Origin of the sequence: Pseudomonas sp. SbOxS1 (genome assembly GCF_013416725.1) — a bacterium.
Classification (GTDB): Bacteria; Pseudomonadota; Gammaproteobacteria; order Pseudomonadales; family Pseudomonadaceae; genus Aquipseudomonas.
Genome location: NZ_JAAVXC010000059.1, coordinates 1 through 12,688 on the forward strand (window position 1 = coordinate 1; position 12,688 = coordinate 12,688).

Below are 12,688 nucleotides of genomic sequence, written 5' to 3' on the forward strand. Positions count from 1 at the left end.
GATCCTGGGCATGGCGACAATCCACTGTAGGAGCGAGCCTGCTCGCGATGAACCTGAGGGCGCCGCGGGGTACCAGGCTTCCCGCGTCATCGTTGACGACCATCGCGAGCAGGCTCGCTCCTACAAGGGGTTCGGCGTTAGAGCAGGCTGAACGGATAGCTGACGATCAAGCGGTTCTCGTCGAACTCGTTGCTGCTGTAGTCCCGGCGAATGCTCGAGTTACGCCATTTGACGTTGAGGTTTTTCAACGCGCCGCTTTGCACGGTGTAGGCCAGTTCCGATTCGCGGCCCCACTCCTTGCCGTCGGTGATGGCACCGGTGTGCACGTTGTCGCCGCTGATGTAACGGTTCATCAGCGTCAGCCCGGGGATGCCCAAGGCGACGAAGTTGTAGTCGTGACGCACCTGCCAGGATTTTTCCCTGGCGTTGTCATAGCTTGAGTTGTAGCTGTCGTTGGCCAGGGTCCCGCCGCTGGTGCCGTTGACCCGCATCCAGGCATCGTCGCCGCTGAGTTTCTGCAGGCCAACGTAGAACGTGTTGCCGCCATACCTGGCCGAGAGCAAGGCCGAAACGGTGCGGTTATCCAGGTCGCCAGCGCGGGCGCTACCGTCCTCGCGGCCCCAGAAGTAACCCAGGTTCGCTCCCAGGGTCCAGGCGCCGAGCGGCTGGCTGTGGACGATTTGCAGGTACTGCTGCTGGTAGATGTCCTTGAGCTCGGCATTCCACAGGCCGATCAAGCTGCGCTTGTCGTTGAAGCTGTATTCACCGCCCACGAAATTGAAGCGATCTGACGTGAACGCGGTTTTACCCTGCATGAACATATCGTCCATGCTCGAATCGTTGCGCGGGCTGTTCTGCCGGAACTGGCCGCCATACAGCGTCAGGCCGTCGATATCCTGCGAAGTGACCTGGCCTCCGCGAAAGGTTTGCGGCAGCGAGCGGCCGTCGTCGGAACGCAGGATCGGCAGCACCGGCATCCACTCACCGACCTTCAGTTCGGTTTTCCCCATTTTCATCTTCCCGGCGACCGCCAGGCGGCCAAAGTCATCGGCGGGACGTCCATCGCTATCGAGCGGTAACAGCTGCGTGCCGCCGGTGCCCTGGCCGCCATCGAGCTTCACCGAATACAGACCCAGCACATCAACGCCGAACCCGACCACGCCCTGGGTGAAACCGGACCTGGCGTCAAGAATGAAACTCTGGGTCCACTCCTCTGCCTTGCTTTGTGGGTAAGCCGGGTTGGTGAAATTGCGATTGATGTAGAAGTTACGCAGGTTCAGGTTGGCGCTGGCGTCATCGATAAAACCGGCAGCCGAGGCCGCAAGCGGAAGCACGGAAAAGGCGGCCAGGGTGCAGGCGATCCGAAGATGGACGGTGGTTTTCATTGTTATTGTTTTCCGGTTTTTGGGTAAGGGAATGCCCTGCGCCCGTCAGTGCCGGGCACAGTGAGGTCAAACGAAAATCGGAGATGGCGACTCGGGGAGAGTCGCCGTTTGCCGAAGGCGCGTCAGCCCCGGGTGATCAGCGCGACGCTTTGCCCGCCACCGAGTACAGCACTTGCTGGTTGCGGGTTTTCATGAACTCGTCCAGGCCCTGGCCGCGCATCGCGGCGTACACCTGCAGGTTGGGAATCCCAAGCACCGCCGCGAGTTTTTCCAGCACGAAGAAGATCGCCCCGTACTGGATCAACCCGCGCCAGTCGCGACGACGCAGCAGGTCGCGTTCCTCCTCGCTCAAGCCGCCTTCCTCAAACAGCGCCTCCGGCGCGTCGAGAAAACGCTGGCGCCATTGCGGCTCGATCATGCGATGCAGGAACTTGTTCAGCCGATAACCCTTGGCGCTGCGTTCCAGGGTGAACGGATAGGTGCCCTCGAGTTTTTCGATGCCGGCCAACTGGTGCTGCATGTGCTGCAAGTGGCGCGCGGTGACGTCGGCGGGCACCGGCCGGTCCTGGTTTTCCAGCAACAGCGTGGCGATGCCGGTCATGGATGGCAGGTAGTAATCCTGATGCAGGTTCTTTACCGTGGCCGACAACGCGCCGCGCATGATCAGCCAGGTGATGACTTCAGAACCCTCCATGCCGCCCAGGGTGGCGTATTCGGCGTGCGTCATCTCGGTCAGGCGCAGCGGGTCGTTGACCAGCAGATCGATGAACTGCTCGTCCCACTGCGGGTTGTTGAAACCGCAACGCTCGCCATGCACCTGATGGGACACGCCACCGGTGGCGACGATGGCCACCTTCAAGTCTTCGGGATAGCTTTCGATGGCCCGGCGCAGCGCCTGTCCCAGCTTGTAGCAGCGCAACGCACTGGGAATCGGAAACTGCAACACGCCCACCTGCAACGGCACGATCTCCACCGGCCAGGCTGGCTCGCAGGGCAACAGCGCCGACATCGGCGAGAAGAAGCCATGGTCCAGCGGTTTGTCGCGAAAAAAGCTCATGTCGAACTCGTCGGCCATCAGGCTCTGGCCAATATGGCGCGACAGCGCCGCATGCCCGCCGACCGCGGGCAACGAGCGCGGGTTGCCGCCCTCGTCCGCGACTTCGTAACGCTCATCCACACCCAGCGAGAACGCGCCGTAATGGTCGAAGAAAAACGACGTCACGTGGTCGTTGAAGATGTAGAACAACACGTCCGGCTGTTGCTCCTTCAACCACACCTTGATCGGTTCGAAGCCTTCGAAGATCGGCGCCCAGGCCGCCTCGTTCTGTTTGTCGTGATCGACTGCGAAGCCGATGGTTGGGGTGTGGGAAACAGCGAGACCACCGATGATGCGTGCCATGAAGAGTGAGTTCCTGTGTTCGAAGAAAATTATTGCGCCAGTACCGCGCCGTTGACCCGACGCCGTGCATGACCATTGGCCAGGATCGCCAGCGCGGCGATGAAGGCTGGCACGCTCAACAGGGTGAACAGCACCGGCAGGCCCAACCCGAGGCTGAGCACCGCACCACCGATGAGAGAGCCAAAGATAGCGCCGAAGCGGCCGATACCCAGCATCCAGCTCACCCCTGTGGCGCGACAATCGGTTGGGTAATAACCCGGAGCGAAGGCGTTGAGACCGGTCTGCGCGCCACTCATGCAGAAGCCCGCCGCGACCACGCCGAACGCCAACAGGCTCGACTCCAGGCTGAAGGCCCCCAGCAGCAGGATGAACGCGCCGCCCAAGGCATAGGAGGTCGCAATGACGGCGTTGGGATTGCGCCGGTCCATGGCCCAGCCGACCACGATCGCACCGACCGTGCCGCCGATCTGGAACAGGCCGGTGATGGTCGCCGCGCGTTCGATGGACAGGCCACCTTCGCGCAGCAGGGTCGGCATCCAGCCCATGGTCAGGTAGATCACCAGCAGGCCCATGAAGTAGGTCATCCACAGGGCCAGCGTGCCGAAGCGATAGCCTTCGGTGAACAACATGCGCACCGGCGCCTTGTGCTGGACCTGGGGCTCGCTGATGGTGAATGTGGTGCTCGCCGAAAAGCGTCCGCCCAACTTGTTCAGCACCTTGGCGATCTGGCTCGCTGGCGCGTTACGCGCCGCCAGGAAACGCGGGGACTCGGGCAACAGCAGCCATAGGAACGGCAGCAACACCAACGGCAGGATGCCGCCGGCGAGCAGCACCGATTGCCAGCCGTGATTTGGGATCAACCAGGCGGCCAACAAGCCACCCATCCCCGAGCCCATGTTGAAACCGGTGAACATGATGGTGATGAACAGCGAGCGATTACGCTGCGGCAGGTATTCGGAGAGCAGCGTGGTGGTATTGGGCATCGCCGCGCCCAGGGCCACGCCGGTCAACAGCCGCAGGGCTGCCAGTTCGTAGGGGTTGCGGGCAAAGGCACAGGCCAGGCTCAGCACGCTGAAACCCGTCACGGCAATCAACAGCACTTTCTTGCGCCCCAGGCGGTCGGCATATGGGCCGGCGGTCAAGGCACCAATGGCCAGGCCCACCATGCCGGCGCCCATCACCGGGCCAAAGGCCGCCTTGGACAGCCCCCACTCCTGGATCAGCGAAGGCGCGATAAAGCCCATGACCGCGACGTCAAAACCATCGAACAGCACCACGAAGAAACACAGGCTCATGATGAGCCACTGGTAGCCGGCAACCGGTCGGTTGTCGATCCACGCCTTGATATCGACCGTCTCGTGACTCATGCATATCACCTTCTTATTTTTGTAGAAATTGCGAGAGGCTCGGCAATGGCGGCAGGCCCATGAGCCATCCAACCCGTCGAACGCTGGGCGTGACTCTAAAGCCGCAGGTGCCTGCCCCGCCTCTGGGAAATCCTTAAGCGGGTATCGGTTTTTCTTATCGGGTGATATTCGGGGTGAGGCGTGAAGGCAGCCTGGTTCCGCGGATGTACTCGTTCCCTGTAGGAGCAAAGCTTGCTCGCGATGGAGGTCCGGACAACGCGATCATTCAGACAGGGCGCGTTATCGTTCACGACCATCGCGAGCAAGCTTTGCTCCTACAGGGGAATGCATTCGAATGTGGAGCGAGCCGGTTCCTTGATGAACAGGGGATTCAGGACGAAGATATTGCCCAGGACCGCTGCCAGTCCTGCCACGTTGAACCGACTGCAAAGTTGTCAGGAATAACGATATGAACACCTACCAGCCCATGAACTGCGACCTGCATGACTATCTGGAGATCGCCTGTATGCGCGGCTATCGACTGGACATCGAATTGCACGATGGCGCACGCCTGGTCGCCACGGCCTTGACCACGCGCACCTCCAGCGACAAGGAAGAGTTTCTGCGCCTGGAAACGGCTGACGGCCAGCAGGAGGTCCGCCTGGACCAATTGCTCGCCATCACGCCACTGGACGCCAATGCGCAGTTCGGCCGGGTGGTATTTTCCGCTGCCTCCTGCACGTTCTGAGGGCGCTGCCAGACCAGCGACCTGTCGCCGTGCGCAGCACCGGCGGCGGCCGCAGGGCCCTGTGCTAGTCTCCTTCGTCTAACGTGTGTTGCTGCGTTTGAATGAACCGCTTCCCCTGGATGATGGAGTTCAACATGAAAAACACCGCTTCCTGGCTAACGATCACGCTTGTAAGTCTGGTGCTTTGCGCCTGCGCCGCCGTCGACGCTGGCAGCGGTGGCGCCGGCGAGATGGAAATCCGCTCAGGGAAAATCGAGCAGATCACCATGACGCAGATGCAGACCAATCACGACAGCGGCGTCGGCGCCATTCTTGGCGGACTCGCGGGCGTGGGAATCGGTAGCCTGATCGGTTCGGGCACCGGGCGAGATGTCGCCATGGTCGCTGGCGCCCTCGCGGGTGCGGCGGGTGGCAACTACGCCGAGAAGAAAAAATACGATCAACCGCAACAAGCCCAGCAGATTATCGTGCGCACGAAAAGCGGCGTTCTGGTGTCGGTGACCCAGCCGGTCAATGCCGCACTCAGCAAAGGCCAGAGTGTTTATATCGAAGGCACCGGCAATGAAGCTCGGGTAGTGCCACAAAGCTGATCATCACCCACAACCGGGAGTCGATGGTCAAGCGTCAATGAAATGCCCCGAGCCTGAACAGCTCGGGGCATTTTTTTGAACAACCCTAAGGCATGGACCTCGACCGCTCGTCGCCCAGGTTGCGATATACCCCTTGACGTCGATCGGGTTCCGGAGGAGTATTAATTTCATCGGATGCGATCTAAACGCACACGACACTAAATCAAACCTGACCGCACCCTTGAGGATCCACCCCATGAGCAAGATCGAAAAAGTCCTGGCCACCGGCAAGACCCACACCACCCTGAGCAGCGCTGGCACCACCTTGCGCGGCCATAACGGTAACCTCGACATCGAACTGTCGACCCCCGGTTCCGCCCAGCCAGCCCACGTGTTCGCCGGTACCCAGCCGCACCCCAAGGCCGAGCAACTGTTCGCCGGGGCCTGGTCGGCCTGCTACACCGCCGCCGTCGGCCTGGTGGCCGCAGAGCGCAACATCGCGCTGCCAGCGGACCTGGCCGTCGACATTGAAGTGGACCTGGGCCAGACGGGGCCGGCCTACTTCCTTCAGGCCCGACTGACCCTGCGCGTGCCAGGGCTGGCCCATGACGTCGCGACGGAACTGGCGCACATTGCCGATTCCATCTGCCCCTACTCCAAAGCAACACGCGGCAATATCGACGTTGCCCTGAACGTTATTACGGTCTAATTAATCTCGCATGCGATGTTAGCGCACACGAACAACATAATCGGTAAACCTGAGGAAATCATCATGAGCAAAATCGAAAAAGTCCTGGCCAGCGGCAAGACCCACACCACCCTGAGCAGCGCCGGCACCACCTCGCGCGGCCATAACGGCAACCTCGACATCGAACTGTCGTCCCCTGGCAGCGCCACGCCGGCACACGTGTTCACCGGCGTGCTACCGCATCCCAAGGCCGAGCAGCTGTTCGCCGGGGCGTGGTCGGCCTGCTACATCGCCGCGGTGGGCCTGGCCGCCCAACAGGCGAAAGTGACGCTGCCGGCCGATACGGCCGTGGACATCGAAGTCGACCTGGGCCAGACCGGCGCCGCCTACTTCCTCCAGGCCCGACTGACCCTGCGGGTGCCGGGCCTGTCACACGAAGTCGCGACCGAACTGGCCCACAACGCCGATGCGATCTGCCCGTACTCCAAGGCCACCCGCGGCAACATCGACGTCGCCATCAACGTCCTGACCGAGTAACGCATCGCCCGGCCGGCTCCCCGGGATTTCCCGGAGAGCCGGCCGTCGGCCGTTACGAGACAGATGCCCAGCGGGTTAGAGCACTTCCGACACCATCGCATACGATGTATAGTCTGAGTCTCGCAGCCGGCCCCAAGAGAACACCCATGAAAACCACCGACAAGACGTCCGCCCTGGATCTGAAGCTGTCCGACTTCCTGTGTTTTGCGGTCTATTCCACCAACCTCGCTTTCGGCAAGGCCTACAAGCCGATGCTCGAACGGCTAGGCCTGACCTATACGCAATACATCACCCTCGTCGCGCTGTGGGAGCAGGACGACCAGACCGTCGGCAGCCTGGGAGAAAAACTGTTCCTGGAATCCAACACCCTCACCCCGATCCTGAAAAAACTCGAGGCTATGGGTTACCTGCGACGTCAGCGCGACCCGGAAGACGAACGCCAGGTGCGCATCAGCCTGACCGACGCAGGTCGCGAACTGCGCGCAGAACTGACGGAAGACGGCTTTCCGCAAACCGGCCTCGATCCAGACGATTTCGTGCAAATGCAAAAGGCGATCGTAGCGTTGCGCAACAACCTGATCCGCACGACCAATGCCGATAAATAAACGCTGAACCGGTAAAACAGATCACGCACAAAGGTTGCCAGAAGAAGTCCCGATTGCGGTGGTTCGTCGCTCAAAGGTAGTATTGAGAACGATTTACACTAACATCTGGAAAAAACACCGGTGCAACCTCCTTCGACCAGCAAGCTGAGCTTCTTCTTCAGCGATCACCACCGTTGGCTGCTGCAGCATATCCAGCGTCGGCTGCGCAATCATGCGGATGCCGAGGACACTGCCGCCGATACGTTTTGCCAGATGCTGATGGCCCGGGTCGATCCCGACAGCATCGAACAGCCGCGTGCCTACCTCTCGACCATTGCCCGACGGCTGATTTTCGATCGTCATCGCCGGCGCAAACTGGAACTGGCGTATCTGGAACGCCTGTCCACCCTGCCCGAGATGGTGGCACCCTCCCCGGAAGAGCAACTGCAACTGATCGAAGCCCTGGTGGCCATTGACCGGGCGCTGGATGGCCTGCCGACGGTGGTCAAGGCCACCTTCCTCTACAGCCAGCTGGACGGCATGAGTTATGTGGCCATCGCCCACAAGCTGGGGCTGTCGGAGCGCACGGTCAGCCGCTACATGAAACAGGCCTTGCGCCAGTGCTACCTGAGCGAGATGGCCGCATGAGCACCGAGCGCCTCGACCCTGTCAGCGAGCAGGCCATCGACTGGATGGTGCGCCTGCGCGCCGGTACCCCCACTGCCGCCCTGCAGGCGCGATTCGATGCCTGGCTGGCCAAGGACCCGGCGCACGCCCAGGCCTGGGCCAGATTGCAGGAACGCCTGGGCGGTTCCTTCAACACCCTGCGTGCCCTGGACCGACGCTTGCCGGGGCAAACCGAGCATGCCCGCCAGGTCCTGTTGCAGCCTCAGGCATCGCGGCGTGATGCGCTGCGGGTGATCGCCGGCCTGGGCCTGCTCGGGGGCGGTTTGTGGCTGGGCGCGCGCAGCCCACTGGGCGACAGCCTGTTCGCCGACCTGTCCACCACACGGGGGCAGCGCCAGGATTTCAACCTGGCCGACGGCAGCCGCTTGAATCTCAACGCCGACAGCGCGGTGGACCTGCAATTCGACGACCAGCAAAGGCTGGTCATCCTGCGCCACGGCGAACTGATCATTCAGGTGGCGGCCGATCCGCGACGTCCCCTGCGTGTGCGCACCGCCCAGGGTGAAGTGCGTGCACTGGGCACGCGTTTCCTGGTCGCCCAGGAGCAGGACGCCAGTCGTGTGGTGGTGCTGGAGCATTCAGTCCAGGCCAGCCTGTTCGATGGCACCCGGCGTGACCTGCAGGAGGGCGAGTCCGCCCTGCTCTACGCGGGGCGCATCGAAGCTGTCAGCGGCGATCAGCGATATCGCGCTGACTGGCTCAGCGGGCGGGTGAATGTGCTGGACGAGCCCCTCGTAAACGTAGTCGATGCACTGCGCCCCTACAGCCGCGGTTTTGTCCGCGTGTCCCCTGAAGTGCGCAACTTGCGAGTCCAGGGCGTGTTCCCGCTCAATGACCCCGCGCGTGTCTTTGCGGCGCTGGCTGAAACCCTGCCGATCCGGGTCGATCAGTACAGTCCGTGGCTGACGCTGATCCGTGCAAAATCGGACAAAGAATAGTTTTTTTTGCAAATCACTCTTATTCGTGTCCGGTTTTCATTTCTCATCCCACCTATCTCCTGACACTTACACCTTCAGGAGAATGCTGTGCTCAACCCGTGGTCCCACCCGCTTTGCGTAACCGTTGCCCTGGCAACCCTGGCAGGCCCTGCCCTGGCGCAGGCGCAAACCCTGTCGTTCAATCTGCCCGCCGGCCCGCTGGCCAGTACCCTCAATGCCATTGCCAGCCAGGGCGGACAGATCATTTCGCTGGAGCCGGCGCTCGTACAGGGCAAGCAAGCGCCTGCGGTGATGGGTCAGATGTCTGCGCAAGAAGCGCTGCAACGGGCGTTGGCGGGCAGCGGCCTGCAACTGCGCGTGACCGCACAGGGCAATTACAGCGTCGAACCGGCCGCCACTGGCTCTGCCGCGCTGCAATTGGGTGCGACCAACATCATCGAACGCAGCACCGACGCCACCACTGAAGGCTCGGGCTCCTACGCCGCGCGGGCGGTGACCATCGGCAAGGGCACCCACACCCTCAAGGAAATCCCCCAGTCGGTCACCGTGATGACCCGCAAGCAAATGGACGACCAGGACATCACTGACCTGAAGGAAGCCGCGAACAAGACCACCGGCCTGGTCGGCGTCCAGGGCGTGGGCAAAGGCATGGTCCTGACCTCGCGCGGTTTCCAGATCGATGACTGGCAATACGACGGCGTGCCGATCCCGCGCAATACCTACGCATTGGGTAACTGGGCCACCCAGGACCTGATCTTCTTCGATCGCATGGAAGTGCTGCGCGGCGCGTCCGGCTTGTTGCAAGGCACCGGCAGCCCCGGCGGCGCCATCAACCTGGTGCGCAAACGCGGGCAGTACGTACCGACCGTGACCGTCACCGGCAAGGCCGGCTCGTGGGACCACTACGGCCTGCAACTGGACGCCGGCGGGCCACTGAATCAGGCCGGCACGGTGCGCGGCCGCTTCGTGGCCGACGAAGACCAGAGCGATTCGTTCATCGACTACGAGTGGAGCAAGACACACTCCCTGTACGGCGCCCTGGACTTCGACCTGCGCGAGGACACCACCCTGGGCCTGGCGGTCAGCTACTCCGATGCCGAGTCGCGCCCGATGATCCGCGGCCTGCCGCGCTATGCCGACGGCAAGACGGTCGATGTGCCGCGCTCCACCTATACCGGCGCGCGCTGGAACCATTCGGACATCGATGTCACCACCGTTTATACCGACCTTGAGCACCACTTCAACGACGACTGGGCCTTCAAGGTCGGTGCCGTGCGCATGAGCGAAACCAACAAGGCGAAAAACCAGCGGCTGCAAAGTAGCGGCGATGGCCTGGAACTCGACGGCAGCGGCGTGCAGTACGCCGACTTCGTCACCGATTTCGACGCCACCAAACTCGGCCTGGACATGAACCTCATCGGCCACTTCGACGCCTTGTCCATGCAGCACGAAGTCATGCTGGGGGGTAACTACTCCAAGTACACGTCAGACGACAAGTTCGCCCGAACTTTCAATAACAGCACCGATACCATCTTCGGCATTGACCACAACCGCCCCGAAATCAGCTACGACGGTTTGCTCAACACCCCCGGCGGCCGGGCAACCCCGAGCAAATACGACATTCGGCAAAAAGGCCTGTACGGCAGCTGGCGGGTCAAGCCGATCGACCCCTTGACCCTGGTGCTCGGCTCCCGGGTCAGCTGGTACGACTTCAGCTACAAATCATGGACCCAGGTCGCGTTCAGCGACGTGGTCAGCGTCAATCCGGAAAGCACCGCCAACGAAAACGGAGAAGTCACGCCCTATGCCGGCATCATCTATGACCTGAGCCGTGAATGGGCGGTGTATGCCAGCTACACCGACGTGTTCGAACCGCAAACCGTGCGCGACGCCGGCGGCTCGATGCTCAAGCCGGTGATCGGCAGCAACTATGAAATCGGCCTCAAGGGCGAGCTGTTGGACGGCCGGGTCAACACCTCCCTGGCGCTGTTCCGTTATGACCAGGAAAACCGGGCGGTCAACGACCTGACATCGGGCTTTGCCTGCGACGGCTGGTACTGCTCGACAGCCTCGGGAAAAGTGCGCAGCCAGGGGCTCGACGCGGAAATCAGCGGCGAAGTGCTCAGCGGCCTGCAGCTGTTTGCCGGCTACACCTACAACACCACCAAATACCTCGATGACCCGGTCGACGAAGGCAAGGTCTTCAGTGCCTGGACGCCAAAACACATGCTGCGGGTCTGGGGTGATTACCAGTTCAGCGGCGACTGGAACCGTGTCAGCACCGGGCTGGGTTTCACCACCCAAAGCCATACCCTGGGCTATGAACACACCTTCGACGTGCCGGGTTATACCGTTTGGAGTGCCCGCGTCGGCTACCAGCTCACGCCCGAGATCGGCCTGGCGCTGAACGCCAACAACCTGTTCGACAAGCACTACTACACGGCGGGATACAGCCAGCTCAGTGGCAACAACAACTTCGGCGAACCGCGCAACATGATGTTCAGCGTGAAGTACACGCCGACGTTCTGACACGGGCCCCTTGTAGGAGCCAGGCTTGCCGGCGAAAAACGATAACGCGGTCTTACAGATAAACCGCAGCGTCTGGTTCGCGGGCAAGCCACGCTCCTACAAACCCAAGGCAACCCGGCAAACCCGCAGAGGTGGCGAACTCCGCAATGGCGACTTAATCTGCCAGTCACCCTAAGGGGCGCCATCGCGCCCAAGGAGTTGAATAATGCCGCTGACGCTCTATTACCACCCGCTGTCGTCCTTCTGCCACAAAGTGCTGATCGCGCTCTACGAGCACGGGATCGACTTCCAGCGGCGGATCATCGATCTTTCCAACGAGGCGGACCGGGCGGAACTGCAGGCGTTATGGCCCCTGTGCAAGTTCCCGGTCATCCGCGATCACACGCATGCGCAAGGGTTGGCGGAGTCGAGTGTCATCATCGAATACCTGGACCGTTTTTATGCAGGTGAGCACTGTCTGCTGCCTGTTGATTGGGATACCGCCTTGCAGGTGCGCCTGTGGGATCGATTCTTCGACCAGTACGTGCAGGCACCGATGCAACAGATCGTCGCCGATCGCCTGTACGCGACGAACGGCGACCTGAGCCGCGAACGGGCCATGCTGACGACGGCCTACGGCATGCTCGAGCGCCAGCTGGCCTTGAGAACCTGGGTGGCCAGCCCGGACTTCAGCCTGGCCGATTGCGCGGCCGCCCCGGCCCTGTTCTATGCCTGCACGCTGGTGCCCTTCCCCGACGACTGCCAGCACCTGAGCGCGTATTTCGACAGGCTGACGCAACGGCCTTCATTCGGGCGCGTCATCGACGAAGCCAGGCCGTGGTTTGCCTTCTATCCGTTTGCCGAGGCCATACCCCAACGGTTTCGCTAACAACCTCATGCGCACACTGAAGGCGCTTATCGGGTGTATATCCATTGCTGCGGTAACGGCCACCTGGGGTTTCGCCCTTACTGTAGGAGCCCGGCTTGCCGGCGAAGGCGTCATCGCTACCGATGATTGTCTTTCAGGTGTACATATCCATTCCTGCGGTAACGCCCACTTAGGGTTTCGCCCTTACAGCGAGTCACTCGGAAAACCTGTAGGAGCCCGGCTTGCCGGCGAAGGCGTCCTGGCAGACGATAATTACCTTTCAGGCGTACATATCCATTCCTGCGGTAACGCCCACTTAGGGTTTCGCCCTTACGGCGAGTCACTTGGAAAAACGGAACGCCGCCCGGCCCCAAGTAACCAAGGGCTCTTGCCCCTGACGTTCGGTGCCTCGCTAAGGCTCGGCATGCCCT

At 61.8% G+C, this 12,688-nt stretch carries 12 protein-coding genes; 9 read left to right on the forward strand and 3 right to left on the reverse strand.

Annotated features, from left to right (window positions below; translation table 11 throughout):
- Positions 1-137: 137 nt before the first annotated feature.
- From HFK74_RS31945 to HFK74_RS31955, 3 genes are all read right to left on the reverse strand, one after another.
- Entirely contained in the window at positions 138-1,385 is a 1,248-nt protein-coding gene (locus HFK74_RS31945) for an OprD family porin (RefSeq protein ID WP_180207040.1), read from the reverse strand.
- 136 nt (positions 1,386-1,521) lie between these two features.
- Positions 1,522-2,784 (reverse strand): gallate dioxygenase, encoded by a 1,263-nt coding sequence (locus tag HFK74_RS31950; RefSeq protein WP_180207042.1) that lies wholly within the window; start codon positions 2,782-2,784, stop codon positions 1,522-1,524.
- Between the two features lie 29 nt (positions 2,785-2,813).
- Positions 2,814-4,151, reverse strand: a complete 1,338-nt coding sequence (locus HFK74_RS31955; protein ID WP_180207043.1) for an aromatic acid/H+ symport family MFS transporter — start codon at positions 4,149-4,151, stop codon at positions 2,814-2,816.
- Between the two features lie 448 nt (positions 4,152-4,599).
- Between HFK74_RS31955 and HFK74_RS31960 the strand changes: the two genes are divergently transcribed.
- From HFK74_RS31960 to HFK74_RS32000, 9 genes are all read left to right on the forward strand, one after another.
- On the forward strand, positions 4,600-4,878 hold the full coding sequence (locus tag HFK74_RS31960; RefSeq protein WP_180207045.1) for a Rho-binding antiterminator: 279 nt from the start codon (positions 4,600-4,602) through the stop codon (positions 4,876-4,878).
- Between the two features lie 134 nt (positions 4,879-5,012).
- Positions 5,013-5,468: a glycine zipper 2TM domain-containing protein gene (locus HFK74_RS31965; RefSeq protein WP_180207047.1), complete on the forward strand. Its 456-nt coding sequence runs from the start codon at positions 5,013-5,015 to the stop codon at positions 5,466-5,468.
- Positions 5,469-5,703: 235 nt separating this feature from the next.
- Positions 5,704-6,156, forward strand: a complete 453-nt coding sequence (locus HFK74_RS31970) for an Ohr family peroxiredoxin (protein ID WP_180207049.1) — start codon at positions 5,704-5,706, stop codon at positions 6,154-6,156.
- A 63-nt stretch (positions 6,157-6,219) separates the two neighbouring features.
- Entirely contained in the window at positions 6,220-6,672 is a 453-nt protein-coding gene (locus tag HFK74_RS31975; protein ID WP_180207050.1) for an Ohr family peroxiredoxin, read from the forward strand.
- A 146-nt stretch (positions 6,673-6,818) separates the two neighbouring features.
- Positions 6,819-7,277, forward strand: coding sequence for a MarR family winged helix-turn-helix transcriptional regulator (locus HFK74_RS31980; RefSeq protein WP_180207052.1), 459 nt, complete (start codon positions 6,819-6,821; stop codon positions 7,275-7,277).
- Positions 7,278-7,397: 120 nt separating this feature from the next.
- Positions 7,398-7,904, forward strand: a complete 507-nt coding sequence (locus tag HFK74_RS31985; protein ID WP_180207069.1) for a sigma-70 family RNA polymerase sigma factor — start codon at positions 7,398-7,400, stop codon at positions 7,902-7,904.
- On the forward strand, positions 7,901-8,881 hold the full coding sequence (locus HFK74_RS31990) for a FecR domain-containing protein (RefSeq protein WP_180207071.1): 981 nt from the start codon (positions 7,901-7,903) through the stop codon (positions 8,879-8,881). The genes HFK74_RS31985 and HFK74_RS31990 overlap by 4 nt, the downstream gene beginning before the upstream one ends.
- An 87-nt stretch (positions 8,882-8,968) precedes the next feature.
- A complete protein-coding gene (locus tag HFK74_RS31995; RefSeq protein ID WP_180207073.1) occupies positions 8,969-11,410 on the forward strand; it encodes a TonB-dependent siderophore receptor in 2,442 nt (813 codons plus the stop codon).
- Between the two features lie 205 nt (positions 11,411-11,615).
- Complete coding sequence (locus HFK74_RS32000; RefSeq protein ID WP_180207075.1) at positions 11,616-12,278, forward strand: glutathione S-transferase family protein; 663 nt, start codon at positions 11,616-11,618, stop codon at positions 12,276-12,278.
- Positions 12,279-12,688 lie beyond the last annotated feature (410 nt).